At 71.1% G+C, this 25,170-nt stretch carries 24 protein-coding genes and 2 tRNA genes; 19 read left to right on the top strand and 7 right to left on the bottom strand.

Features of this window, described 5'->3' with window-relative positions; all coding sequences use genetic code 11:
* Window positions 1-18 precede the first annotated feature (18 nt).
* Both ACQEVI_RS10620 and ACQEVI_RS10615 read left to right on the top strand, forming a co-directional pair.
* Complete coding sequence (locus tag ACQEVI_RS10620; RefSeq protein WP_432897974.1) at window positions 19-951, top strand: hypothetical protein; 933 nt, start codon at window positions 19-21, stop codon at window positions 949-951.
* A gap of 62 nt (window positions 952-1,013) precedes the next feature.
* Window positions 1,014-1,667 (top strand): HAD family hydrolase, encoded by a 654-nt coding sequence (locus tag ACQEVI_RS10615; protein ID WP_432897971.1) that lies wholly within the window; start codon window positions 1,014-1,016, stop codon window positions 1,665-1,667.
* Window positions 1,668-1,765: 98 nt separating this feature from the next.
* Here the strand turns inward: ACQEVI_RS10615 and ACQEVI_RS10610 are convergent, their stop codons facing one another.
* Window positions 1,766-2,272, bottom strand: coding sequence for a PTS sugar transporter subunit IIA (locus ACQEVI_RS10610; protein ID WP_432897968.1), 507 nt, complete (start codon window positions 2,270-2,272; stop codon window positions 1,766-1,768).
* A gap of 209 nt (window positions 2,273-2,481) precedes the next feature.
* Between ACQEVI_RS10610 and ptsP the strand changes: the two genes are divergently transcribed.
* The 3 genes from ptsP (at window position 2,482) to ACQEVI_RS10595 (ending at window position 6,551) form a co-directional block, all read left to right on the top strand.
* Window positions 2,482-4,131 carry a phosphoenolpyruvate--protein phosphotransferase gene (gene ptsP, locus ACQEVI_RS10605; protein WP_432897965.1) on the top strand — a complete coding sequence of 550 codons (1,650 nt, stop codon included), beginning with the start codon at window positions 2,482-2,484 and terminating at the stop codon, window positions 4,129-4,131.
* A 93-nt stretch (window positions 4,132-4,224) separates the two neighbouring features.
* On the top strand, window positions 4,225-5,103 hold the full coding sequence (locus ACQEVI_RS10600; protein WP_432897962.1) for a sugar phosphate isomerase/epimerase family protein: 879 nt from the start codon (window positions 4,225-4,227) through the stop codon (window positions 5,101-5,103).
* Window positions 5,104-5,414: 311 nt separating this feature from the next.
* Window positions 5,415-6,551, top strand: coding sequence for a magnesium and cobalt transport protein CorA (locus ACQEVI_RS10595; protein ID WP_432897959.1), 1,137 nt, complete (start codon window positions 5,415-5,417; stop codon window positions 6,549-6,551).
* Between the two features lie 99 nt (window positions 6,552-6,650).
* Here the strand turns inward: ACQEVI_RS10595 and ACQEVI_RS10590 are convergent, their stop codons facing one another.
* Window positions 6,651-7,256 (bottom strand): TetR/AcrR family transcriptional regulator, encoded by a 606-nt coding sequence (locus ACQEVI_RS10590; RefSeq protein ID WP_432897956.1) that lies wholly within the window; start codon window positions 7,254-7,256, stop codon window positions 6,651-6,653.
* Between the two features lie 490 nt (window positions 7,257-7,746).
* Here ACQEVI_RS10590 and ACQEVI_RS10585 point away from each other — a divergent pair, with 490 nt between their 5' ends.
* Window positions 7,747-8,571: a hypothetical protein gene (locus ACQEVI_RS10585; RefSeq protein ID WP_432897953.1), complete on the top strand. Its 825-nt coding sequence runs from the start codon at window positions 7,747-7,749 to the stop codon at window positions 8,569-8,571.
* Window positions 8,572-9,093: 522 nt separating this feature from the next.
* Complete coding sequence (locus ACQEVI_RS10580) at window positions 9,094-10,146, top strand: pirin family protein (RefSeq protein WP_432897950.1); 1,053 nt, start codon at window positions 9,094-9,096, stop codon at window positions 10,144-10,146.
* Here ACQEVI_RS10580 and ACQEVI_RS10575 read toward each other — a convergent pair.
* A complete protein-coding gene (locus ACQEVI_RS10575; RefSeq protein ID WP_432897947.1) occupies window positions 10,115-10,891 on the bottom strand; it encodes an NUDIX hydrolase in 777 nt (258 codons plus the stop codon). The two genes, ACQEVI_RS10580 and ACQEVI_RS10575, sit on opposite strands and share 32 nt — an antisense overlap.
* Before the next feature lie 88 nt (window positions 10,892-10,979).
* Between ACQEVI_RS10575 and ACQEVI_RS10570 the strand changes: the two genes are divergently transcribed.
* Both ACQEVI_RS10570 and ACQEVI_RS10565 read left to right on the top strand, forming a co-directional pair.
* Window positions 10,980-12,020: an SPFH domain-containing protein gene (locus ACQEVI_RS10570; protein WP_432897944.1), complete on the top strand. Its 1,041-nt coding sequence runs from the start codon at window positions 10,980-10,982 to the stop codon at window positions 12,018-12,020.
* 1 nt (window position 12,021) lies between these two features.
* On the top strand, window positions 12,022-12,933 hold the full coding sequence (locus tag ACQEVI_RS10565; RefSeq protein WP_432897941.1) for a hypothetical protein: 912 nt from the start codon (window positions 12,022-12,024) through the stop codon (window positions 12,931-12,933).
* A gap of 53 nt (window positions 12,934-12,986) precedes the next feature.
* Here ACQEVI_RS10565 and ACQEVI_RS10560 read toward each other — a convergent pair whose 3' ends face one another.
* Window positions 12,987-13,712, bottom strand: a complete 726-nt coding sequence (locus tag ACQEVI_RS10560; protein ID WP_432897938.1) for a GntR family transcriptional regulator — start codon at window positions 13,710-13,712, stop codon at window positions 12,987-12,989.
* Window positions 13,713-13,852: 140 nt separating this feature from the next.
* Between ACQEVI_RS10560 and ACQEVI_RS10555 the strand changes: the two genes are divergently transcribed.
* Window positions 13,853-14,152 carry a hypothetical protein gene (locus ACQEVI_RS10555; protein WP_432897935.1) on the top strand — a complete coding sequence of 100 codons (300 nt, stop codon included), beginning with the start codon at window positions 13,853-13,855 and terminating at the stop codon, window positions 14,150-14,152.
* The gene (locus tag ACQEVI_RS10550) at window positions 14,140-14,517 is read left to right on the top strand and encodes a hypothetical protein (protein WP_432897932.1); all 378 of its coding nucleotides are present in this window, start codon (window positions 14,140-14,142) and stop codon (window positions 14,515-14,517) included. Before ACQEVI_RS10555 ends, ACQEVI_RS10550 begins: the two co-directional genes overlap by 13 nt.
* Before the next feature lie 104 nt (window positions 14,518-14,621).
* Here the strand turns inward: ACQEVI_RS10550 and ACQEVI_RS10545 are convergent.
* Window positions 14,622-14,695 (bottom strand) — tRNA-Gly (locus tag ACQEVI_RS10545).
* Between the two features lie 156 nt (window positions 14,696-14,851).
* Between ACQEVI_RS10545 and ACQEVI_RS10540 the strand changes: the two genes are divergently transcribed.
* The 3 genes from ACQEVI_RS10540 to ACQEVI_RS10530 all read left to right on the top strand — a co-directional run bounded on the left by ACQEVI_RS10540 (window position 14,852) and on the right by ACQEVI_RS10530 (window position 17,159).
* Window positions 14,852-15,337: a TM2 domain-containing protein gene (locus tag ACQEVI_RS10540; RefSeq protein ID WP_432897929.1), complete on the top strand. Its 486-nt coding sequence runs from the start codon at window positions 14,852-14,854 to the stop codon at window positions 15,335-15,337.
* 23 nt (window positions 15,338-15,360) lie between these two features.
* Window positions 15,361-15,936 carry a dCTP deaminase gene (dcd, locus tag ACQEVI_RS10535; protein ID WP_377225883.1) on the top strand — a complete coding sequence of 192 codons (576 nt, stop codon included), beginning with the start codon at window positions 15,361-15,363 and terminating at the stop codon, window positions 15,934-15,936.
* 104 nt (window positions 15,937-16,040) lie between these two features.
* A complete protein-coding gene (locus ACQEVI_RS10530; protein WP_432897926.1) occupies window positions 16,041-17,159 on the top strand; it encodes a hypothetical protein in 1,119 nt (372 codons plus the stop codon).
* Between the two features lie 59 nt (window positions 17,160-17,218).
* On the opposite strand, the gene ACQEVI_RS10525 is transcribed toward ACQEVI_RS10530, so the two are convergent.
* Together ACQEVI_RS10525 and ACQEVI_RS10520 are read right to left on the bottom strand one after the other, a co-directional pair.
* Window positions 17,219-17,842, bottom strand: a complete 624-nt coding sequence (locus tag ACQEVI_RS10525; RefSeq protein WP_432897923.1) for a bacterial proteasome activator family protein — start codon at window positions 17,840-17,842, stop codon at window positions 17,219-17,221.
* A 94-nt stretch (window positions 17,843-17,936) separates the two neighbouring features.
* A complete protein-coding gene (locus tag ACQEVI_RS10520; RefSeq protein ID WP_432897920.1) occupies window positions 17,937-18,914 on the bottom strand; it encodes an NAD(P)H-quinone oxidoreductase in 978 nt (325 codons plus the stop codon).
* Window positions 18,915-19,056: 142 nt separating this feature from the next.
* On the opposite strand from ACQEVI_RS10520, the gene ACQEVI_RS10515 reads away from it, so the two are divergent.
* From ACQEVI_RS10515 to ACQEVI_RS10495, 5 genes are all read left to right on the top strand, one after another.
* Complete coding sequence (locus ACQEVI_RS10515) at window positions 19,057-23,220, top strand: ATP-binding protein (RefSeq protein ID WP_432897917.1); 4,164 nt, start codon at window positions 19,057-19,059, stop codon at window positions 23,218-23,220.
* A gap of 42 nt (window positions 23,221-23,262) precedes the next feature.
* Window positions 23,263-23,712, top strand: a complete 450-nt coding sequence (locus tag ACQEVI_RS10510; RefSeq protein ID WP_020017525.1) for a roadblock/LC7 domain-containing protein — start codon at window positions 23,263-23,265, stop codon at window positions 23,710-23,712.
* Window positions 23,713-23,722: 10 nt separating this feature from the next.
* Window positions 23,723-24,133 carry a DUF742 domain-containing protein gene (locus tag ACQEVI_RS10505; RefSeq protein ID WP_020017526.1) on the top strand — a complete coding sequence of 137 codons (411 nt, stop codon included), beginning with the start codon at window positions 23,723-23,725 and terminating at the stop codon, window positions 24,131-24,133.
* 172 nt (window positions 24,134-24,305) lie between these two features.
* Window positions 24,306-24,944: a GTP-binding protein gene (locus tag ACQEVI_RS10500; RefSeq protein ID WP_377141902.1), complete on the top strand. Its 639-nt coding sequence runs from the start codon at window positions 24,306-24,308 to the stop codon at window positions 24,942-24,944.
* A 126-nt stretch (window positions 24,945-25,070) separates the two neighbouring features.
* Window positions 25,071-25,155: transfer RNA gene (locus ACQEVI_RS10495), tRNA-Ser, on the top strand.
* Window positions 25,156-25,170 lie beyond the last annotated feature (15 nt).

Raw genomic sequence — 25,170 nt, 5'->3', positions numbered from 1 at the left:
CCGGCGCAGGATCCAGGCATGACCGGATCACGAAACTTCGAGCGGACACCCGGGCTGGTGCAGCTCGCTCGCCGTCAGCATGCGGTGGTCAACCGCGCCCAGCTTGCCGGCGTCGGAATCTCCGCCCGGCATGTCGCCAGCCAGCTCGCCGCCCGAAGATGGCGCGCGGCGACGAGCGATGTCGTCGTACTGCACACGGGGCCCCTGCCGCGTGAGGCAGAACTCTGGGTAGCGGTCCTCGACGCCGAACCACCGGTAGCACTCGGCTCGTGGACCGGCCTCGCCAAGCATGGGCTGCGCGGCTGGGATCGGGAGGGCACGCACATCGTGGTGCCGCGAGGTGCGAAGACGCGGCGGCTCCCCGGCGTCGTCGTGCACGAGTCGAGGCGACCTGCGCCCGAGGACATCATGCGCGTGGACCGGTTGCCCGTTCACACGGTGCAACGGTGCGCGGTCGATGCGGCCGCCTGGCAGGAGTCGCCCCGGACCGCCGTCGGGCTGCTCGCCGCGGTGGTGCAGCAACGAAAGGCCTCGCCCGAGCAGCTGTGGGACCAGCTCGAAAGGGTGGGCCAGGTGCGCTTCCGTGATCTCATGCGCCGCAGCGTCGCCGACGTCCGGGGTGGATCAGATGCCCTCAGCGAGATCGACTTCGTCCGGCTGTGCCGTCGAAACGGCCTGCCCGAGCCCAAGCGCCAAGAACACCGGATCGATGCCCGGGGAAGGCACCGCTTCCTCGACGCCGAATGGGTTCTCGACGACGGGCGACGGCTCGTGGTGGAGATCGACGGGATCGGACACATGGACGCGTCCCGCTGGTACGACGATCTCCTGCGGGACGCCGAGCTGGACAACGGCGACGGATCGATCCACCTTCGTCTACCGGCGTCCGCGGCAAGGACCGAACCGGAACGCGTCCTCGCGATCCTCACCCGCCACCTCCGATCCCCCTGACGTGTCAGACCCTCACGTCACCCGAGTGACTCGAGGGTCTGACACGTCTTAGTGTCGGGCCCATGGTGCGCACCGTGGTGTTCGACGTCGGCGAGACGCTCATCGACGAGTCCCGGATCTGGCTCGGCTGGGCCGAGCGGCTCGGCGTCCCGCCGCTCACCTTCCTCGGCGTGCTCGGCGGCTGTGCCGCGCTCGATCTGCCGCACCGGGACGCCTTCGAGATGCTGCGGCCGGGTCTGGACGTCGAGGCCGAGATCGCCCGCTGGGCCCGGGAGGACCCGGACGGCCTGCGCAACGGGTTCGACGCCGACGACCTCTATCCCGACGTCCGGCCGGCCCTGACCGCGCTGCGCGAGGCGGGCTTCGACGTCGTCATCGCGGGGAACCAGCCGCCCGAGGCGCGCGCCGCGCTGGAGGCGATGGACCTGCCGGCGAGCGCGATCCGGACCTCCGACGAATGGGGTGTCCAGAAGCCGGAGCCCGGGTTCTTCGCCCGGGTCGCGGAGCTGTCCGGGGTCGCGCCCGAGGAGATCGCCTACGTGGGCGACCGGCTCGACAACGACGTCCTGCCCGCAGCCGACGCCGGGATGCTGCCGATCCTGCTGCGCCGCGGCCCGTGGGGCTACCTCCATGCGCTCCGACCGGAGGCCACGCGGGCGACGGTCATCGACTCGCTGGCCGAGCTGCCAGGGGTGCTGACCGCGCGATCCGCCTGACCTGTCAGAACCTCACGAACCTGTCAGACCCACAGGTCACCCAGGTGACCTGAGCGTCTGACACCTCCCGGAGTGTCTGACAGGTCCGGGAAGGACGGTCACGGGAGGCGGAACAATGGGTCACCGGCCTGCACCCGGACGCCCGGCCGGACCAGCTCCTCCAGGCCCTTCGGCCCGAGGTCCAGGGCGACGACCGGCACCAGGGACGAGCGGCCGCCGTCGGACACCTCGGTGGGGGACCAGGCGATCAGCTGCTGTCCGGCCGCCACCGCCTCGCCCTCCGTGACGAGCAGGTCGAAGCCCGCACCCTTGAGCTGGACCGTGTCGATGCCGAGGTGTACCAGCACACCCCGGCCACCGGCGGGTCCTGCGGGCTCGCCCTGCACGGGCGGTTCGGCGGACGGGACGAGCAGCACGAACGCATGCGGGTGCAGCTTGACCACCGTCCCGGCGCACGGTGCGACGACGCGCCCCCCGAGCTCGAGGTCAGGATCGATGGCGAGGCCTGGGCCGACGATGCTCTCTGCGAAGACGGGATCGGGCACGTCGCGCATCGCGACCACCCGTCCGACGACGGGGGATCCGACGATCAGGGCCTCGGCCATGGTGTCATCTTGTCAGACCGTGGACTTCCACGAGGGCAGTCTCTGCCTGGCCTGGCGGTCTCGTCGTCCGGCGTGGGGCTTCCGCCCGACGCATCCGTCCCGCAGCCCGTCCAGGTGCGGTCTCCGCCGAGAAACCGAGCCTCGCCCGGCGGAGCGCTCGCGTGTAACGTTCCGAGCGCACGCGACGACGAGCCTTGGGGAGCGTACGGATGACGAGCGAGAGGCTCACGGGGGTTCCGGCGAGCCCGGGGCGCGCAGCAGGTCCGGTGGTCCGGATGCCGGCCCGCGTGCCCGAGCCGAGGACGACCCGCCTGTCGGGCTCCGCCGACGAGGCCGTTCGTGCCGTCGAGGAGGCCGCCGCCCGGGTGGAGGCCGACCTCGCGGAGCGGGCGAGCCGCGCGTCGGGCACCGCGGCCGACGTGCTCGCGGTCACCGCCGCCATGGCCGCCGACCCGACCCTTGCCGCGGGCGCCGCCCGGCGGGTCCGGGAGGACCGGCTCACCCCGGAGCGTGCGGTGTGGGACGCCGCCGGCTCGGTGGCCAACCAGCTCGAGGCCCTCGGCCCGCCCATGTCGGAGCGTGCCCGCGACGTGCGGGACGTCCGGGACCGCATCGTCGCGGCGCTCACGGGGGCGGCCCCGCCCGGTGTGCCCGACCCGGGGCATCCGTTCGTGCTGGTGGCGAGCGACCTCGCCCCGGCCGACACAGCGATGCTGGACCCGGCGGTGGTCACGGCGGTCGTCACGGCGCGCGGTGGCCCCACCTCGCACATGGCGATCCTGGCCCGTGCCCTCGGCATCCCCGCCGTCGTGGCGCTGCCCGGAGCCGGCGACCTCAGCGACGGCGAGGAGATAGTCGTCGACGGCACGGTCGGCGTCGTCCTGCGTGCCCCGTCGCCCGCGGAGGTGGAGGGCGCCCGACGCCGCATCACCGCCGCCACCTTCGACGGCCGGGGCGTCACGCGTGACGGGTCCGAGGTGGAGCTCGTGGCGAACGTCGCGGACCCTGCGGCAGCCCAGGCCGCCGCCGCCGCCGGTGCGCGCGGCGTCGGCCTGTTCCGCACCGAGTTCTGCTTCCTCGGGCGGGGCGAGGAGCCCAGCGTCGAGGAGCAGGTGACCGCCTACCGGGCGGTCCTGTCCCACTTCCCGGGCCGCCGGGTCGTCGTACGGACGCTCGACGCGGGCGCCGACAAGCCGCTCCGGTTCCTCACCCCGGACCACGAGGACAACCCGGCGCTCGGTGTGCGCGGGCTGCGTACCGCCGTCGCGCACCCGGACGTGCTGGACCGTCAGCTGGACGCGATAGCGCAGGCCGCCGCCGCCGAGACCGCCGAGGTCTGGGTGATGGCGCCGATGGTCGCCACGGTCGACGAGGCGCGCGACTTCGCGGCCGCCTGCTCGGCCCACGGGCTGGAGCAGTCGGGCGTGATGATCGAGACGCCGGCGGCCGCGCTCCAGGCGCGCCACGTCCTGGCCGAGGTGTCGTTCGCGAGCCTGGGCACCAACGACCTCACGCAGTACACGATGGCGGCGGACCGCGACCTGGCCGGCGTCGCCGCGCTGTCGACGCCCTGGCAGCCCGCCGTCCTGCAGCTCGTCCGAGTGGCGTGTGAGGGCGGCGCGATGCATGGTGCTCCCGTGGGCGTGTGCGGCGAGGCGGCGGCAGATCCGCTGCTCGCTCCTGTCCTGGTGGGGTTGGGCGTAACGTCTCTGTCCATGACCCCCCGCGCGCTGGCCGACGTCGCAGGCACCCTGGCCGGCGTGTCCCGGGACGAGTGCGTCGAGCTGGCGCGGACAGTGCTCGAGTGCTCGACGGCGCAGGCGGCACGCGACGTCGTGCAGGAACGTCTGCTCACTTGACCCGCACCTGAACCCGCACCTGAACCCGCACTTGAACCCCATCTGAACCCACTGGTCACATCACACTCACGTAGGCGCTTTAAGGTGGCCCGCATGCCCGAACCGATTCGGACCGAACCGCACGAGCCCGCTGCACCTGACGTGCAGGTCACACTCTCGACGGCCTCGGTCTTCCCTCGCCGTGTGCCGCTGGCCTTCGAGTCGGCGGCCGAGCTCGGCTATGACGGCGTCGAGGTCATGGTCTGGTCCGAGGAGGTGACCCAGAACCCTCGGTCCCTCGCGAAGCTGGCCGCCGACACGGGCATGCCCGTGCGCTCGGTGCACGCGCCGACGCTGCTGGTGAGCCAGCGGGTCTGGGGCCGCTCCCCGGTGGCCAAGCTCGAACGGACCGCGGAGATGGCTCTCGAGCTCGGCGCGGGGACCGTCGTGGTCCACCCGCCGTTCCGCTGGCAGTACAAGTACGCCCGGCAGTTCCAGGAGCAGGTGCGGGAGCTGAGCGAGACGACGGGGGTCACGATCGCCGTCGAGAACATGTACCCGTGGCGCGGTGGCAAGCGCGAGTTCCAGGCGTACCTGCCCGGCTGGGACCCGGCCGAGCACGACTACGATGCTGTGACCCTCGACCTGTCGCACGCGAGCGTGGCGCAGCAGGACGCGCTGACGCTGCTCCACACGTTCGGCGACCGCCTGCGGCACGTGCACCTGGCGGACGGCAACTTCGGGGCCCGGGACGAGCACCTGGTGCCCGGTCGCGGCAGCATGCAGGCCGAGAAGGTGCTCCAGGAGCTGGTCGCGCGGCGCTGGAGCGGTGACGTCTGCGTGGAGATCTCCACGCGGGCGGCGCGCACCGCCGCCGAACGGCACGACGACCTGGCCGCTTCGCTGGAGTTCGCGCGCGCCTACCTGTCCCCGACGCCGCAGGAGTTCCAGACTCCGCCCGGTGTGCACCACCGTCCTCACGACGCCTGGTGACGAGTTGTGTGATCCTGCTCTCGAAAGGGTTCGATTCTGCTTCTCGACGTGGCTAGACTGGCCTCTGTCGAGAACGTACGGCGCGGCGATCCGCCGCTTGGGCCAAGGAGGTGGCGCGCATGACACGTAGCGAGCCTCCGAGTAGTCCGAACCGCAGCTGAGCTGACGGTTCCCCTCCCGCCTTCTCGCGGGTTCTCGCGCACCGGTGCGCTCCGCCCTTCTCGGGCGTGAGGTCCACCGGTCGTTCGGCCGTCTCCGCTGCGGTGTCCGTTCGCAGTCCTTTTCCTGCGCTCGACCCCCAGGAGTTCCCCATGGCTACGTTCCTGCCCTCCCGCCCTTCTCGGCCGCTGCTCGGCGTCCGGCGGCCGCGCCGCACCGTCCACGTGGTGCCCGACGTCGCCCCGCACCCCGTCGCGCCCGCGCCCCGCTCGTCGGTGGTCGCCGCCGCGATCTACGACGACGGCATCCGCACCGCCGGCTACGACAACCTCGCGGAGACGTTCAGCGCACTCCGCTCCCGGCCCGGCGGCATGGCGTGGATCGGGCTGGAGCGGCCGGACGAGGCCGAGCTGACGTCCCTCGCGCGCGAGTTCGACCTGCACCCCCTCGCCATCGAGGACGCGATCCAGGCGCACCAGCGCCCCAAGATCGAGCGCTACGGCGACACCCTGTTCGTGGTGCTGCGCGCGGCCCGCTACCTGGACGACGCCGAGGAGGTCGAGTTCGGCGAGCTGCACGTCTTCGTCGGCCCCGACTTCGTGGTGACCGTGCGCCACGGCGCCTCGCCGGACCTGGCTGCCGTACGGAGCCGTCTGGAGTCGGACCGCGCGATGCTCTCGCGGGGGCCCGAGGCCGTCCTGTACGCGATCCTCGACAGCGTCGTGGACGGATACGCACCCGTCGTCGCGGGCCTGGACCACGACATCGACGAGATCGAGTCCGACGTCTGGGGCGGCGCCCCGGACGTGTCGCGGCGCATCTACGAGCTGTCCCGCGAGGTCATCGACTTCCAGCGCGCCGTACGGCCCGAGCAGGCGCTGTGTGCCTCGCTCGCCAAGGGTGCCGACAAGTACGGCGTGGACCCGGAGCTGCAGGCCTACCTGCGCGACGTCGCGGACCACCTCACCGAGGCCGCGGACCGCATCGAGGTCTTCCGGGCCGCGCTGCGCGACATCCTGACCGTCGCCGCGACCCTCGTCGCGCAGCGGCAGAACGAGGAGATGAAGCACCTGTCGGAGGTCAGCATCCGCCAGGGCGAGGAGGTCAAGAAGATCTCGGGCTGGGCGGCCATCCTGTTCGCCCCGACGCTCGTCGGCACGGTCTACGGCATGAACTTCGAGGTCATGCCGGAGCTCGACTGGGCGTACGGCTACCCGGTCGCTCTCGTGGCGATGCTGGCCGTGAGCGTCGGGCTGTTCGGCGTCTTCCGCTGGAAGCGCTGGATCTAGACCGTCACGCTCAGGCTCTACTTGTTCCGCCTGAGCCTGCGGTTCCGCTTCGGGCGGGTGCCTCGTTCCTCGGCCCCCACCCTGCGCTGCACCTCCGGCTCAGGCGGGGACGCGCTCCCGGGCCCCGACCGCGCGCAGCACGAACGACTCCGCGGCGCGGATGGTGCGTTCGCGGGCGACGGGCTCGTCGGGGATGAGTCGGCCGGACAGGCAGGCGTTGACGAGATGCACCGTCGGCTCGATGTCCTGGGGCGGGAACGTGCCCGCATCGATCCCGGCCGTGAGGATCCGTCGGAGGATCGCCTCGACGATGTCGGCGTGCTCGCGCAGGCGCTGCAGCGTCGCGCGGGACAGGACGGTCCGCAGGTCCGGCCCGGGGGCGAGGTGGAAGACGCGGGTGAGCTGAGCCTGCTGGCGGATGTAGGTACGCAGCTGCTCCACGGGATCGTCCACGCCGTCGAGCGCGCGCTCCAGCGTGTGGGCGTACTGCTCGGTCTCGTGCGTGATGAACCCGAGGAGCAGCGCTTCCTTGTCGTGGAAGTGGTTGTAGACGGCCGTCCGGCCGACGTTCGCCGCTGCGGCGATGTCGGCCAGCGTGATGGTGTCGAACCCGCGCTCCGCCATGAGCGTGGACAGAGCGGTGAAGAGCTTGTGCCTGGTCATCTGCCGGTGCTCGTGCAGGCTCTTCCCGATGATCTTGGGCATGCTGACATCATATGCACGCTTCGTCAGGTAACTGGAACCCAGGATCGCGGTGCGGGCCTGTCCGGATCGGCAACAAGGAGAGCCTTGGTGGCGCCGGTGGCCCTAAGCCCCTCGTATGCCGTCCTTGCGAGGGCTGGTGGCGGAATTTCTATCCGATTGCACTGAGACTCAGTCGCCAATGAATATCCAAAGGCATACATGTCGGACGCTGCCCAAATAAACCGCTCCTGCTGTCACGAACGTGTTTCCTCTTTGTAACATGCCTGCATCATCGCGGAAAGTGAGCCGCAGTAAAGTGCGGCGCATGACATTTCTGGCGGGTGTGATTCCAGCGGAACACGCCTCGGGTCACATTCTGATCCTGCCCAGTACGAACGGCCCTGTCACCGTCAGCGAACTTGCTGCCGCGTGGTTCTCAGACGTCGAGTGGCTCCGAGAACCGACCCGCACCTCAAGCTCTCGGCGGATGGCCGGTGCCCGGTTCCGAGGCATGGCGCAGCCGGACGCGCTGGTGCCTGGTGTCATGCGTCTGGGCGAAGGGCACGTCGCGACCGGCCCGTTCGAGGTCGGCGAGGCGCACCTCGCCGAGCTCAGCATCTCCGCCGCGAAGGCCGAGGCGTACTCGGTGGCCCGCGCGGACGGCCTGCGGGACGTCCGCGGCGCGGCTCCGACGTCGTACGGCGACCGGGACGGCATCGCCCGCACCTTTCCGCACGCCCTGCCGCAGGGCGAGGAGCTGCGCATAGTGCAGTGGATGGTCGCGGCGGCCCGCAAGTCCGGTGGCGCGGTGCTCACGGACGGCAGACAGCCGCTGGTCCCGGACCCTGCCGCGTCGGTCAACGTGGCGCTCTACGCCGCACACGTGCTCCTGCCGGGCGACGTGCTGCCGATGCTGCGTTCGCTGATCGCCACCGCCGACGTCTCCGCCGAGCAGGCCACGCCGGACGGGTCGCCGCGCTACACGCTCGCCGGCAGCACCGCGTACGACGGCGCGCTCGTCGTCGACGTCGAGCGCGTCGACCGGGTGCCGCGCGCGCTCGGTGCGCTGGACTGGCGCAGCTACGGGCCGTTCGCCTACCGCCTGAGCTGGGCCCCCGCTGACCCCTACGAGCTCGAGCTCGAGCAGGCGTCCGGTCTGCACGTCATCGCCCGGGCCCGCATGCGCGCCTCCCTCGCCCGGCTGGCGGTGGCGCTCCAGAGCCGGATCGGGGGGATTCTCGTGGACGACGGTGGCTTCGTCACCGGGTCGGAGGAGCTGGAGGCACGGAGCGACCCGGCGGCGGGCAGCGCCCCGGGGTCCCGCGCCTGGGTTTGATCACCCTTTAGTTATCCACAGATTTTGTCCACAGCCCTGTGGGCGGTGCGGGAAATCCGCGCCTGTTCCTGTGGACAGAACTGTGGGCAAAGGCGGGGTGAAAATTACAACGCTGGAGCAGTTGCCGGTCGTGCGACACGCGGATAGAAACGTGGCAATGGTTCGAAGATTCGGGTGCAGATGCGGTGCGCTGCAGCAGTACCGACCGGCCCGGGCATCGGACACATGGTTGACCGGAGAACGACAGGACGTCCCGTGCCGCGGTGCGGGCTGTGGATGACGCCACAGGTTCTGAACGGGGCCGGAAGACCGCCCGCGTCCGGACGTCCGTGGAGAACGGGCCTGGTGCTCCAGGTCTGACGGATGCTTCGGGGCCGTGACGTCGACACGGCGCTCTGGTCCTCACTGAGGGTGGACCACGGGTGCGCGGTTGTGCCAGGGCCCCCGGCCTGCCCCGGGGGCCCTGGCCGTGTCCCGGGACGGAGGGTCCCGCGGGCCCGCGCCTGGATCTAGGCTCGGCGCATGAGCAACCTCGAGACCCGGCCGGCCGAACAGGTCTGCGCGGCGGGCGAGCAGGGCGACGGCATCGAGCTCCTCAGCCCACGCGACGTCCCGCTGGGCGGCCCGCGGGCGATGAACGTGCGACGCACCATCCCGCAGCGCGCCCGGTCCCTCGTAGGGGCGTGGTGCTTCAGCGACCACTACGGCCCTGACGACGTCTCGGTCGGCGAGGGCATGCAGGTCCCGCCGCACCCGCACACCGGGCTCCAGACGGTGAGCTGGCTCTTCGAGGGCGAGATCGTGCACCGCGACTCCGTGGGCTCGCTGCAGGCGGTCCGGCCGGGCGAGCTCAACCTGATGACGGCGGGGGTGGGCATCTCGCACTCGGAGGAGTCGCCCGCAGGGCGCCCGCCCGTCCTGCACGGTGTGCAGCTGTGGACGGCGCTGCCCGGGTCGGCCCTCGGCATCGATCCGCACTTCGAGCACCACGGCGACCTTCCGGTCGCGCGGCACGACGGCGCCGTCGTGCAGGTGTTCATCGGGAAGCTGGTGGTGGCGGGCGAGCGGCTGGACTCACCCGCGACGACGTACACGCCGCTCGTGGGAGCGCAGATCGACCTGGAACCGGGCGCGGAGCTCCGGCTCGCCGTCGACGCGGACCACGAGCACGCCCTGCTGGTGGACAGCGGTGACGTGACCTTCGAGGGCTGCGCGGTGCCGCCGGCCGGCCTTGGCTACGCGGCGCCCGGGCGGCCCACCCTCGTGGTGCGCGCGGCCGGGGGCGCACCGGTGCGAGCCGTGCTGATCGGCGGTCTGCCCTTCGCCGAGGACGTCATCATGTGGTGGAACTTCATGGGCCGCACGCACGAGGACATCGCGCGGGCCCGCGACGACTGGATGGCGCTGGTCGCCGAGCTGGACCCCTCGGGACCGGACGGTGGACCGACCGGTTACGCCGCGGGTGCCGCCGGACGCCGGTTCGGCCAGGTCCAGGGTTACGCGAGCGGGCCGCTGCGGGCCCCGGCACTACCGGATCTGCGGCTCAAGCCGAGGGCGCGGCCCGGCCAGGGCTGACGGAGCGCAGCAACGGGGGGTGCAGCACGGCGGCCGCCGGGTCCACGCCGGACGCGAGCCGGTAGAGCTCCGCCGGCCGCCCGGGGCCGCCCCCGCCGAGGCGGCCGGTCGGCTCCAGGAAGCCCGGCGTACCGGTCGCCTTGCGGTGGAAGTTGCGCGCGTCCAGCTGCGTGCCCCAGACCGCCTCGTAGACTCCGCGCAGTTCCGCGACCGTGAACTCGGGCGGGCAGAACGCCGCGGCGAGCGGTGAGTACTCGATCTTCGCCCGGGCGCGTTCGACGCCGTCGGCCAGGACCTGGTCGTGGTCGAAGGCGAGCGGCCTGCCCTCCTCGATCACCGGGACCCAGCGCGCCTCGGCCGCGTCGCCACCGGCCTCCGGGAGCCCGAAGGCGGGGGCGAGCAGCAGGTAGGCCACGGACAGCACCGGCCCACGAGGGTCTCGGCCGAGCGGACCATAGGTACGCAGCTGCTCCAGGTGCCACGGGCCCGCGCCGGCCGCTCGGGCTGGGACGGTCAGCCCTGTCTCCTCCTCGAGCTCACGCCCCGCGGCCTGTTCCAGGGTCTCGTCCGCCAGCACGAACCCGCCCGGCAGTGCGGCCTGTCCCCGGAACGGCTCCAGGAGCCGGTCGACGACGAGCACGTGCAGCACTCCGGCGCGCACGGTGAGCGCCACGACGTCGACCGTCACGGGAAAGGAGCCCGCCGTGGCGGGTACTGCGGTGCGAGCGGGTGATGTTCGGGCCATGACATCGACCGTACATTCTCGTCATCTTGACGAAAAGCCGAAGAGCCGGTTATCGTCAATCTGACGAGAACCCGAGGAGAGGTCGACGATGGCAACGATCAAGCGCTACCCCTGGATCCGCAAGTTCCTGGGCTCACCGAGCGACTACGTGGTTCACCTCAGCAAGGGCCGGCTACGGCACGAGGGTGTGGGACAGGCCTTCTGGTTCCGCCCCGACACGTCGGTGCTCAGCGAGGTGCCCGCCACCGACCAGGAGCTCCCGGTCCTCTTCCACGCGGTCACTCGTGACCAGCAGGACGTGAGCGTGCAGGCGAACGTCACCTACCGGTTCGGTGACCCCGTCCTCGCCTCCCAGCGGCTGGACTTCGGCATCTTCCCCGTCCACGGCGCGGGCCAGGAGGCGAGCGGTCGCCAGCAGGTGGGTGCCATCGTGGGCCAGCTCGCCCAGAGCCTTACCGTCGACCTGATCGCCACGCTGGACCTCGCCGACGCGCTCGCGTCCGGCATCGGACGGGTCCGGACGGCGCTCGGTGGGCTCGGCGACGACGCGCGCCTGGTCGCGACCGGCATCGAGGTGCTGGGCGTGCGCGTGCTGGCGGTCCGGCCGGAGGGCGACGTGGAGAAGGCCCTGCGCACGCCCGTGCGCGAGCGGCTCCAGTCCGAGGCCGACCGGGCCACCTACGAGCGCCGCGCCGTCGCCGTCGAACGGGAGCGCAAGATCGCCGAGAACGAGCTGGCGAGCCAGATCGAGCTCGCCTCCCGGCGCGAGCAGCTCGTCGCCCAGGAGGGCACGAACAAGCGCAGGGAGGCCGAGGAAGCCGCGGCAGCCGCCCTGGTGTCGGCCAGGTCCGAAGCGGAGCGGCGCGAGATCGCAGCGGCTGCTCAGGCGGCCTCCCTGCGGCAGCTCGGCGAGGCCGAGGCGGCCAAGGAGGCGGCGCTCATGAAGATCTACGCGAACGTCGGGCGCGACGTGCTCGCGGCGCTCGCCCTGCGCGAGGCCGCGGCCCACCTGCCGAACGTGGGCTCGCTGACCGTGACGCCGGATCTGGTGAGCGGGCTGCTGGGTGCGCTTACCGCACCCGCGGCCGGTGCACCGGCGTCGGATGGCCCGCCGACCGCGGAGCGCTGAGGTGGGTCTGCGCACCCGGGCGGTGCTGGTGCACCGCCGCACCGAGCTCGACGAGCTGCTCGACCGGCACGCCACACGTGGCCAGGCGGAGTTCTTCCTCCGCACCCGCGGCCGCACCCTGGCGGATGTCGAGGCCCGGCACGAGGCCGCGGCGTCGGCCCGCCGGGCGGTCGCGGCGAGCGTGCCGTCCGACTGGGCTCTCGCGGAGGTGGAGCGGGCCGACCTGGACCGCTTCCTCTTCGCGCCGGAGGACGTCGTGCTGGTGGTGGGCCAGGACGGCCTGGTCGCCAACGCGGCCAAGTACCTGGACCGGCAGCTCGTGATCGGCGTGAATCCGGAGCCGGAGGCCAACCTCGGCGTCCTGGTACGGCACGACGCCGACGCGGTCGCGGACATCATCGCCGGCCTGGCGGACCCGCGGGGCAGGGCGGGGGAGCCGCCGTCCGTCGTGCGGTGCGACGAGCTCACGATGGCGCGCGCACGGCTCGACGACGGCCAGGAGCTGCGCGCGGTCAACGAACTGTTCCTGGGGCACGTGAGCCACCAGTCGGCGCGCTACGTGCTGACCGTCGGTGAGGGCGCGGAGCGGCAGTCGTCGTCGGGCCTGATCGTGAGCACGGGCACCGGCGCGACCGGCTGGTCCGCCTCGATCGCGCACGATCGTGGCGGACGACGGCTGCCCGCACCCACCGACCAGGCGCTGGCCTGGTTCGTCCGGGAGGCCTGGCCGTCGCCCGCGACCGGCGTCACGATGACGGAGGGCACGCTCGGGGGCGACGGCGAGCTCGTGGTCACCGTCCAGTCCGACCGGCTCGTCGTGTTCGGGGACGGGATGGAGAGCGACCGGCTTGAGGTGTCGTGGGGACAGGAGATCCGGATCGGGGTCGCGGAGCGACAGCTCCGGCTCGTGTGAGACCGGGGCGCTCGGCGCCGCCGTGGCCGACCGGCCGCGGCGGCCTGAACGTCTCAGCCGTCGATGTCGTACCGGAGCATGAACTCGCCGGCGTCGAGCACCACGTAGCTGACCTCGACCGGCGTGCCGTCCTCGGTGAACGCGGTGCGCGTGACCGACAGCACCGGTGTGCCAGGCTCGATCCGTAGCTCCTCGATCTCCTCGATGGTCGGCATCCGGCCCACTACGTCCTCGCGGAACCGCACCGGCGCATGTCCGGCCTCGGTGAGGCGTGCGTGGGTGCCGCCCGGCCCGACCTCCTGGGCGGCGATAGGCGTTCCGGCAGCTATCGACGCGGGCAGGTACGACGTCGCGAACAGCACAGGCTTGCGCTCGCGCAGGTGGAGCCGCTCGCGCACGGTCACCTTGTCGCCCTCGGCGAGCCCGAGCGTCGTCCGCACCTTCTCGGGCGCTTCTGCCTCTGCGGTGACGGCGAGCGTGCGGACGGTGAGCCCGGCGCCGGTCTCGTCGATCTCGGCGGTCACCGTGGAGCTGCCGTCGGGTTTGCCGCCTGTGGTGTCCCGCACGATCGGCTCGAAGGCGCGGACGAACACGCCGGAGCCGTGCCGGGTGACGGTCAGCCCCTCGTCCTTGAGCATCGACAGGCCGTGGCGCGCGGTCATGCGCGCCACGCCGTAGTTCGACATGAGCGCTGCTTCGCTCGGAAGACGATCGCCCGGTTTGTAGGTCCCGGAGCGGATCGCGGCACGAAGATCCTTGGCGATGCTTGCGGCAGTCACACGTCCCTCTCTAGACACGGAACCCACCTAACCCGCAGCCAGTGCGTATACGCAACTTTTCGGCGTAGCGGTTGCGGCGCCCAGTTCACGCCCAACAGGCTGTCTATGCGCCTAGAGGTAGGCGCGGAGAGGTGGGAGAGATGGCGACGATAGCGGGCAGCCTGGCCGATTCAGCGGCTGGTGCGGCGGACCTGCTGGCGGAAGTTGGCGACGCGCGGATCAAGTGGGTAGAGGTGTTTCGCGACCATCTGGTCGTGCACCCGGCACGGCTGGCCGAGGGGGCGGAGATCGCGGCCCAGCTCGGGATCACCGTCGCCACCGACTACCCGGCCACGAAGCCGGGCTTCACGGTGTGGACGGGCCGTTGGAACGGCATGGAGATGTTCGTCTACGCCGAGCTGCGGGGGACCGCGCGGTCGATCCGCGCGTGGCCGACGTGACCGGGGGCTCCTGCGACGCGGACCCGGGCGCCGACCACTGCCCGACGCCGGGCGCGCACCTCGCGGAGCTCGTCGGGGTCACCGCTCTGATCGCGCACATCTTCGACATCCACACCCTGGACGTCCGGGCTGGTGTCGACCACCTCGACCTCGAGGACGACGTGGTGGGCGTGCTGACCGTCGACGTCGTAGCCGCACGGGTGGCCGACGCCGCACGGCTCGCGAGGATGCTCCACCTGGCCGAGCGTCATGGGCACCACGAGAGCGAGGGCCCGCAGGTGTGGCGGTGCTGGAGCGGCTGGGTCCCGGCCGCCGAACGCGGGCTGGCGGTCTCCCTGCACCTGACTGCGCCGGTGCGGGGCTGAACCCAGCCCTCAAGAACGGGCACCGCGGGTCCGACGCTGAGCCGGTCCGGCCGCGGGAACGGACGAAGCCCCTGGTCAGATCCTTCTGACCAGGGGTTTCGTGCTGGAGCGGGTGACGGGAATCGAACCCGCGCTATCAGCTTGGGAAGCTGAAGTTCTACCATTGAACTACACCCGCATCGTCCGGTTCTGCCCGAGTAACTGCTGTTTCAGAATCCCGCTAGGGTTCCGCAACAGCGCCCGTGAACCTGGCGCGCGACCTGATCATACCCAACCTCGCCCGGATGCCCGAACCGGACTTCGGAGCGAGTGTCGCCGAGCAGCCGGAGCAGTCGTGAGCGAGCATCCCAGCGAGAAGCCCACCGAGCCGATCTACCAGGAGACGAAGCGGTTGCCCCCGCGTCCGCCGAGCAAGCCGACGCCCCCTCCGCCGCCACCCGGTGCGACGCGCGCCATGAAGACGCCGAAGACCCCGAAGACCCCGGCAGGCCCGGTCAGGTCTCCGTCCGGCGCGGCCCCGGCGAACTATCAGCAGCAGTACGACTACGACCGTCCCACGCCGCCCGCTGAGCACGTACCGGGGCGCAAGTCGCGCATCACCGCGGGCCTGCTCGGGATCCTGCTCGGCGTGGTGGGCGCACACCGGTTCTACCTCGGCTACAAGGGCCTGGGCTGGATCATGCTGCTCATCACCGCGGTGTCGCTGGGGAACGCGTGGTTCGTGCCGGCGATCTGGGGCGGCATCGAAGGAATCCTCTACCTCGTGATGCGCAAGGGCTACTGGTCGGTGGACGCGAAGCACAAGCCGCTGCAGTGGTGACGGAGGCCCAGTACCGTGTCGGGGTGCTCCTCTCCGACCGCGACATCCGTGCCGAGCTCGAGGCCGACCGCGTAGTCCTCGACCCGTACGACCCGTCGATGCTGCAGCCGTCGAGCATCGACGTGCGCCTCGACAAGTACTTCCGGCTCTTCGACAACCACAAGTACCCGTTCATCGACCCCGCGACCGACCAGCCGGAGCTGACCCGCCTGGTGGAGGCGGACAACGACGAGGCGTTCGTGCTGCACCCGGGAGAGTTCGTCCTCGGCAGCACCTACGAGGCGGTCACCCTGCCCGACGACGTCGCCGCCCGCCTCGAGGGCAAGTCCTCCCTGGGGCGGCTCGGCCTGCTGACCCACTCGACCGCCGGCTTCATCGACCCCGGGTTCAGCGGGCACGTGACGCTGGAGCTCAGCAACGTCGCGACGCTGCCGATCAAGCTGTGGCCCGGCATGAAGATCGGGCAGATGTGCTTCTTCCGGCTGTCGTCGGCGTCGGAGCACCCGTACGGATCGGATCTCTACGGCTCCCGCTACCAGGGTCAACGCGGCCCGACGGCGTCCCGCTCCTCGCAGAACTTCCACCGTACCGAGGTCTGACCGCCGGGGCCGGGCACTGCCGCCGACAGCACTCGGCGAGCGGTAGGCTCCCGGGTGCCCGGCGCGGACCGGGCACACACACCTGGACGTCAGAAGGGACCCCGATGGCCGCTCCCCAGCTTCCGCTCCTGCCGCGCACGGTTGCGCAGGCGCACCAGGCACGGCACGTGCTGACAGTGCCTGGCGACGTGGAGCTGGACGAGATCGAGGTCCTCGCCCTCTCTCGCTTCTCCGCTACCCGCTGGGACGTGGTGCCGGCCGGTATCCTCCCCGGCAACGTCGTGGGTGCACCACAGGTGCGTCGCGCGCAGGGCAAGGAGGTGGGCGTGCTGCGGGTCTCGCGGCACGCCGTGATGAACGGCCCGTACCAGCCCGTGGGTGAAGGCTTCGATCTCGGCGTCCCGCCGGGGGCCGAGATGGCCTTCGACATCGTCTGCCACCGGGAACGGGGCGAGGTGCCGTTCCCGGCGGGCGACCGCGACGGCATCGGACGGGCCTTCGCGGCCGGCATGCCCGAGCGCGAGGAGCGCCGCCTGGTCGAGTGGCTCGTCTCGGTCGCGCGCCGGCTGGGCGGCTCCCTCCGCCTGGACGTGGGCGGCCACTGGGACGCCCCTGGCAGCCCGACGGCGAAGCCCGGCGCCGGCGTGGTGCTCACCCCTGACGCCGGCGCGGCCATCGACATGACGGTCTACTCCGACGTCTGGCTCGACCCGCAGGCCGCGCTCACCATCCTGCAGAAGGTGCACCCGCGTGCCCGCCTCCACATGGAGGGCAAGGAGTGGGGCGGCCCGCCCCGGGGCATCGCCGACAAGCCGCTCTACCCCGGCGACCCCCTGGACCCCGAGCTGCGCAAGAGGCTGCACGCGGCCGCCGACGACTACGACATCAAGGCCCTCACGGGTCCGCGGGTCCTGGACGGGTACGGGCTGATCGTGGACCTCGAGGTCGACGGGATCGTCTCGGTGGAGATCTCCGGCGAGGAGAAGCTGCCGCGCCTGCTGCGCGGTCTGCCGTGGGCCGAGCAGGGCGCCGTGCGCTACTGGGTGCACTGGGAGCCGCAGGACCTCGTGGAGTCGCAGCGCGAGTTCCCGTCCATGGAGCTACGAGTCGCGCGGAAGCGCGCTGCGGAGCTGGTGGCCCGCCTTGCCGGCGCCGTCCACGCCGCGGCGGGAGGCGAGATCGCCGACGAGGATGGCTTTCTGGTAGACCCCTCCGACCTCTGAGCACCCCGCCCTGCCGGCCCCGGGGGGACCGGCAGGGCGAACGCGTCAGGACCAGCGAGTCACAGGTACTGGCCGGGGGTCCGGCGCTCGCCGCCGGGCTCCTCGTCCTGCGCGCCGGGCATGGTGGGACCGCCAGGGCCGAACGCCGCCGAGCCGGGCGGCAGCGCACGGCGCATCTGCGAGAGCTGCGCCTGGGCAGCCATCTGCTGCGCGACGAGCGCCGTCTGGATGCCGTGGAACAGGCCCTCGAGCCAGCCCACGAGCTGCGCCTGCGCCACCCGGAGCTCGGCGTCGGACGGCGCGGAGTCGTCCGAGAACGGCAGGGTGATCCGGTGCAGCTCGTCGACGAGGTCAGGGGACAGGCCGTCCTCGAGCTCGCGGATCGAGCGCTCGTGGATCTCGGCCAGGCGGGTGCGTGCCGCCTCGTCGAGCGGGGCGTCACGCACCTCGTCGAGCAGCCGCTTGACCATGCCACCGATGCGCATGACCTTTGCCGGTTCCTCGACCTGACCCACGACGGCCTCGGCCTCGTTGGCCGCGTCCTCTGCCGCGCCCTCGGGCTTGCGTCCGGACGGCACGGCGGCGCCGTCTGGCGTCACCACCTGAGGGTGCACGGTGGGTGCTGCTTCGGGACGGTCGTCGCGCCGTTCGTCTGGCTGGGGGATGGCTCGCTCATCGGTCATGAGTCCAGTCTTGCCCGGATTTCCTGTCGTCCGCATTGCAGCATCTCGGCGCGGCCGAAATTGTCGACCATGCCTATATATAGGCACACCGTGATCAGGGCACCAGCAGAACCTTGCCGAACGCCTCCCCTGACTCCAGCAGGTCGTGCGCGGACTGGGCCTCCGCGAACGGGATGCGGGCATGCACCACGGGCCGCACGCGCCCGTCCGCGACCAGCGGCCAGACGTGTTGTTCGGTATCGGCAACGATGCGCGCCTTCTCGTCGGCAGGCCGGGACCTGAGCAGCGTCCCGGTGACCGTCCCGCGCCGGGCCAGGAGCTCGCTGAGGTCGAGCTCGCCCCGGCGACCCTTTTGCATGCCGATGACCACCAGGCGCCCGCCCCTGGCCAGCGCTCGGACGTTGTCGCCGAGCGCGCCACCGCCGAGGAGGTCGAGCACCACGTCCGCACCTCGGTCGTCGGTCGCCCGCCGGATCTCGTCCGCGAAGTCCTGCTCCCGGTGATCGATGACCAGGTCGGCCCCGAGCTCGGCGCAGCGGGCGGTGCGTTCGGGTCCGCCGGCCGTCGCGGCCACGTGCGCGCCGAGCGCCCGGGCGACCTGGATCGCGAAGCTGCCGATGCCGCCCGAGCCGCCGTGGACGAGTACCCACTCCCCGGCGCGCAGCCGGCCGACGTCCACGAGGTTGTTCCAGACCGTGCACGCGGCCTCGGGAAGGGCCGCCGCATCGACCAGGTCGATGCCGCCGGGAACCGGGAGCACCTGCGTCTCGCGGACCGCGACTTCCTCGGCATAACCGCCGCCCTCGAGCAGCGCGACCACGCGGTCACCGGCGCGCCATCGCGACACGCCGGGGCCAACACGCTTCACAATTCCTGATATCTCAAGACCCGGCCAGTCGGGCGCACCCGGCGGAGGGGGGTAGTATCCGGCGCGTTGGAGCAGGTCAGCACGGTTCACGCCGGCTGCAGCGACGGTGATCACCACGTCCCTTTGGCCAGCAATCGGGTGATTCAGGGATGAAAAGGAGAGTTTCCCTGATGGGCCCGGTCCAGATATCGTGACGGCTCGCACATCGATGAAGCCTACTTCCGTGTGGCCTCACGAAGGTCGCCAGCGGAAACCGGGTGCCGGTAACTTGTACGCAGCACCGAGGGATGCTCGGCGAGCAGAAGCACGCCACCCCCTTCCGGATCAGTGATGGAGAGAGGTACGCATGTTCCGCAGGTTGGGAGTGCGCGGGAAAGTTCTTGCGACACTGGTCACGCCTGCCATCGTCCTGGTCATCGCAGCGGCGTACATCATCGGCCTGTCTGTGGTCGACGCGATGCGCGCGCAGCAGACGAGTGATCTCGTCGCCGCGCTGGAGTACCAGGACGCGGCAGGCACGACTTTCGCGCAGGAACGGTCGCTCAACATCGTGGCGATGATCGACAACGGTGACGCAGGCGAGGACGCCAGTCGCGCGCTGCTCCAGGGAACGCCGGAGCTGGACGAGAACGGCGAGCCGGTCATCAAGGACGGCGCCCCGGTGTGGGCCGCCCCGGCTGCCCAGGCGCAGACGATCACGGCACTCGACGAGCGCGACGAGCAGCTGCTCGGCATCGACATCTCGATGCTGGACCAGCGCGTCAAGACCGCCGTCGCGGAGACCATCGATGACCGCGCGGCCATCACCGACGTGCAGAAGAAGGTCGCGGCCGGCCGGCTCACCGAGCAGGCGGCGACCGAGGCGTACGGCGGCTACATCGACGGGGCCCTCGAGGTGATGGACGCCATCGCGGACACGTCCGAGGACCGTCAGCTGGGTACCCGCCTCGAGGCGTACCACTCGATGGACCAGCTCATGCTCACGAACACCTACGAGCGCCCGGTCGTCGCCATGACGCTCGGGATCTTCAAGAACCACCCGGAGGGCGAGGCGGCCTCCCGGTCCCTGGCGCTGCGCGCGGCGGACCTGGTGAACCTGGGTGACCGCGAGTGGGACGAGACGCAGGACCTGTACGACCGCATCCCGGGTGACTACCAGGTCCCCGGCATGGACGGCATCTACGGCAGCGTTCGTGACCAGATCGCGCGCGGTGACCTCGCGGCCATCCAGGACGCACAGGCCGGGGCGTTCCGCGACGAGTCGGCCAAGTGGGTCGACGAGGCACGCATCGTCCGCGACGCCGTCCGCGAGGACGCCTCGGCCTTCGCGCAGGAGCGGGCCGACGTCGCCGCGAACCGCGCGTACCTCACCGGTGGTATCGCGATCGCGGCCCTCGGCTTCTCGATCATCACGGCGCTCGTCATCGCCCGTCGTCTGGTCTCCCCGCTGCGCCGCCTCACCCAGGCCGCCGGCGTCGTCCGTGACCGCCTGCCCACCCTGGTGGAGCAGGTCTCGGTGCCTGGCCAGGGCCCGAGCATCGACCTGGACCCGATCACCGTCGAGTCGTCGGACGAGATCGGCCAGCTGGCCGCCGCGTTCAACGACGTCAACCGGACCACCATCGACGTGGCCCGTGAACAGGCCGCTCTCCGTGGCTCGATCGCCGAGATGTTCGTCAACGTCGCCCGCCGCGACCAGGTGCTCCTGAACCGGCAGCTCGCGTTCCTCGACGACCTCGAGCGTTCCGAGGAAGACCCGTCGACGCTGTCGAACCTGTTCCGCCTCGACCACCTCGCGACCCGGATGCGCCGCAACGCGGAGTCTCTCCTCGTCCTCGCGGGCATCGACTCGGGTCGTCGCGTCCGCCAGCCCATGCCGGTCTCCGACGTCATCCGTACGGCGTCCTCCGAGATCGAGCTGTACGACCGGGTGCGCCTGAACCTCGTCGTCGACCCGATGATGCTCGGCCACAACGCGCTGAACGCGGCGCACCTGCTGGCCGAGCTCCTCGAGAACGCGACGATGTTCTCCGAGCCGCACACCCCGGTCGAGGTCACCACCGCGCGTGACGAGCAGTTCGTCACCGTCGTGGTCCGCGACCACGGCCTCGGGATGAACCCCGCTGAGGTCGCCGAGGCCAACCGCAAGGTGCTCAGCCACGCCGCGTCGGACGCCGTCGGCGCCCAGCGCCTCGGCCTCTACGTCGTCGGTCGGCTGTCCGACCGGCTCGGCGCCCAGGTCGAGTTCGGCGTCGGCGAGGGTGGCACCGGCACCGAGGTGACGGTCCGCTTCCCGGCTGTGCTGTTCATGCCGGACAACGCCATGCCGCTGCCGATGCCCACGGACCCGCTGGAGGCCAACACGCAGGCGGCCGCCTCGCAGTTCAACGGTGGCCTGGCCACCGGCCCGGGCACCGGTGCGATGCGCGGTGCACCCGCCAACGCCTTCGGCTCGTCGGCCGTCTCGGCGGCGTCGCCGGCCACGACCTCTCTCCCGCAGCAGGGCGGCCTGCCGGTCCCGACCGGTACGTCGCAGATCGCCGCTGCCGCCTTCGCGGCGCAGCCGGCGCCCGTCGCGCAGCAGGTCGACATCAACGCGCTGACGGACGGTACGACGGCGCTCGGCCTGGCTCGGCGCCGCAGCTCGACCGCGGCTCAGCCGATGGCGGAGACGACGCCGACCGGCTCGATAGTCCTGCCCGAGATCCAGACGCCGTCGCTCCCGCAGGAGTACCAGGGCGACGACAACGCGTGGGCACCGCCGTCGAACGTGTCCGAGGGCAGCTCGCTCCCGAGCCGTCAGCGGGCACCGCAGCAGCCGGAGGAGCCGATCGCACCGGTCTTCGAGGAGACCACGCCGGTCGCGGTGGACGTCGACCAGCGCAGTGCGCTCTTCTCGAGCTTCCGCTCGCTGAACACGATCGATCCGGACGCCGGTGGGCCGCAGTCGCTGCAGCTCGACCCGGTGACCCAGGACCCGGCCGCGCTGCCGGGCATGTCCGACACCGACGTCATGCGGTTCCCGGCTGCCGGAGGCGCTCAGGCGCCTGCCGCACCGGCTCCGGCCCGGAGCTTCGGCGGACCGCCGGCGAGCTTCGGTGGCTCGTTCCAGGGCGACGACGAGCAGTCGCAGGGCTTCGGGGCGGACGGCCTGCAGGGGCCGGACTCGTCCTTCGAGGCACTGCCCGCGTTCGAAGAGCTCATGGCGGACCTCCCGAGCCGTCGCTCGACCGCATCGGGCGCCCAGCAGGGTGCCAAGCCGGCCCAGCAGAAGCGCGGCCTGTTCGGTCGCCGTCCGGGCCAGCCGGCCACGGGCGAGCTGCGTGCCTACCAGCCGCAGGAGCGGCCGGCATCACGTCCGATCCAGACCGTGAGCAGCCCTGCCGCGGACGTGCCCGCGTTCGGTGCGTCGAACGTGGAGACGCAGAGCTTCCAGGCGGCGCAGAACCTGCAGGGGCAGAACCTGCCGCCGCAGAACTTCCAGACGCCCAGCGCCCCGCCGCAGGACTTCCAGGACCTGCAGGTGCCGCAGGACTTCCAGGCGCCGTACGTACCGCAGGGCGTTCCCGCGCCGCAGGCGGCGGGGCCGATGACCGGGGCCTTCCCGGTCCAGGCTCCTGCCCCGGCGCAGCCGCAGCAGCCCGTGGCAGACCCGACCTACCAGCGGGGATACCAGGAGGGCTACCAGCGGGCGGTCCAGGAGTCGCTGACGTCGGCGATGCCTGCCGTGCCGAGCGCTCCCCCGGGCGGCACGGTTCCGATGCCCACCCAGGCGCATGCGACCGTTCCGGCTCCGACCCACGGCAGCAACCCGTTCGTCGACGCGGCGCCGCGCGCAGCGGCACCGGCTCCGGCCCCGGCGCCGGAGCGGGCACCCACCTCGTTCGACTCGGGCCCGGCCACACAGGCCGTGCCGATGGCGGCAGTGCAGCAGTCCTTCGAGGCCCCGGTTCGCGAGCCGATCCGCGAGTTCAGCGAGCCGTACCCGACGGGTGCTGTGTACGACCCGACGTACGGTTCGCCTGCGCCGCTCGCCAAGCGGGCCGCCGGCACGGACGGCGACGGGAAGGACCCGCTCGACCCGGAGTACGTGCGGGACTCGGTGGAGGCACGGTCGGAGTGGACGGCTTCGGCGGTCCTCTACGAGGAGATGACGAGCCTCCTTCGCCGAGGGGCTTTCCAGGAAGATGATGTGAAGGAGAACGACTCGTACCGTCCGGCAGCCGTCAACACCGAGGTTGCCAACGGTGGTCTGACTCGCCGCACTCGCGGTGCCTCCGGCACCGGGGCGGATCCCACTGTCGAGCGCCTCTCGGCTCGCATCGACCGTGATCCCGAGCAGCTTCGCTCACGTCTCTCGGCGTTCCAGTCGGCCACTGCCCGTGGTCGTTCGGAGTCCGTCGAAGAGGGCGAAACGGGGAACGCGAACGGCAAGAAGGCCGATGGGGACTCGACGTGGGCACCCTCGACCGTGAATCATGTCCCTGACTCAGCGCCGCAGTCGCGGTGACAAGCAAGCGCGTCTGTGGATTCTGACTAGGAGGAACAGAGAGTGACCCTCAGCACCGAAGCAACGAATTTCGGGTGGCTGCTCGACAACTTCGTGCGTACGGTTCCTGGCAGCCGGCACACGCTGGTCGTGTCGGCAGACGGCCTGCTCATGGCGATGTCCGACCAGCTGGACCGGACGAGCGGTGATCAGCTCGCGGCAATCGTTTCGGGTATGTCAAGCCTTACGCGTGGAGCATCTCGTCAGCTCAACGGCGGTAATGTCCGTCAGGCAATCATCGAGATGGACAACGGCTTCCTTTTCCTGATGAATGTCTCGAACGGGTCAGTGCTCGGCGTGGTGGCGGAGGCTACGTGCGACATCGGTCTTATCGGCTACGAGATGGCTCTCCTGGTGTCCCGCACCGAAGCCACGCTCACGCCGCAGCTGATCTCGGAGATGCGTGGCAGCCTCCCGGTCGATGGGCAGACCCGAGCCGCCAGCGTGGGATGAGGACTCGACCATGACGTACGCACCTTTCGGTTCCCAGGGGCAGGGGGACGTCCGTGAGACGTCCACCGTGCGCCCCTACGCGGTCACCGGAGGCCGGGTACGGTCGGAGCTCTCCGACCTGCCGCTTGAGGCCCTCGTTGAGGTATTGCCAGGCGCTGTAAGCAGTTTTGGGTTGCCACCCGAGAAACGCGCGATCCTCCAGCACGCCGCGCACACTTACGTGTCGATCGCCGAGCTCTCGGCCCTTCTGCGGCTGCCCCTGGGTGTCGTCCGGATTCTCGTGGCGGACATGCAGGAGGAAGGGCACGTGACCGTACACACCTCGACACCGGTTAACGTCCACACAGGCCACGGCAGCTCGAACTCGGGCCTGTCGCTGAGCGTCTTGGAGAGTGTTCTGAATGGCATTTCCGCCCTCTGACGGCGGGGCCCGCAGCGGTCCCAACTGGGCCCCGGTGTCGGGTAACGCCGGCACCGCGACCGCTTCCTCGAGCACGCCTGCGCGCCAGAGCGTGCTGGGTGGTGGCGGCGGTGCTCCGGCGCCCACAGCACAGGCGTCCCGTCCGGCGCAGGCGCAGCCTGCTCCGCCGGTGATGCAGCAGGCTCCGGCCGGCAACGCCGGCGCGCAGACCGCTCCTGGTGCTCAGCCCGCGGCCGAGCGCACCGCGCCCACGGTCGTCAAGATCGTCGTCGCCGGTGGCTTCGCCGTCGGTAAGACGACGTTCATCGGCTCGATCTCCGACGTCGAACCACTGAACACCGAAGCCGCCATGACCGAGCACTCGGTCGGCGTCGACGACGCAGGTGGCGTCACCGACCGCAAGACCACCACCACGGTGGCCATGGACTTCGGCCGTGTCGAGCTCCCGGGCAACCTGTGGCTCTACCTGTTCGGCACCCCGGGCCAGGACCGCTTCCTCTTCATGTGGGACGACCTGGTACGCGGTGCGATCGGTGCGGTCGTCCTGGTCGACACCGACCGCCTGGAGCAGTGCTTCCCGGCGATCGACTACTTCGAGTCGCGCAACATCCCGTTCGTCGTGGGCGTCAACTGCTTCGACGGCGTGGCCAAGCACCGGCTCGAGGACGTGCGCGAAGCACTGCAGATCCCCGCGCACGTGCCGATGCTCTACACGGACGCGCGCTCCCGGGCGGCGACCAAGCAGACGCTGATCGCGCTGGTCCAGCTCGCGATGCGTCAGCTCCGGTCCGGCGCACAGGCGCAGGGCTGAGCGACTCTCCAGCATTCAGCGGACGGCGGGCCACCCGGGTGGGCGGCCCGCCGTCGCTGTCTCGTTGGGCGTTAGACTGTGTGGCCGCGCCGCCCTTCCCGATGTACTTCGGGACGTGAGGCGCGAGGAGGGCTGACAGAGCGGCCTAATGTGACAGTCTTGAAAACTGTTGTGCGGCAACGCACCGGGGGTTCGAATCCCTCGCCCTCCGCTGAGGACCGCGAAG

The sequence above is a fragment of the Promicromonospora sp. CA-289599 genome, assembly GCF_050936155.1.
In the GTDB taxonomy this organism is placed as follows: Bacteria; Actinomycetota; Actinomycetes; order Actinomycetales; family Cellulomonadaceae; genus Promicromonospora.
The sequence above is the reverse complement of the archived record's forward strand: the minus strand, read 5'-3'. Positions and strand labels throughout refer to the sequence as shown.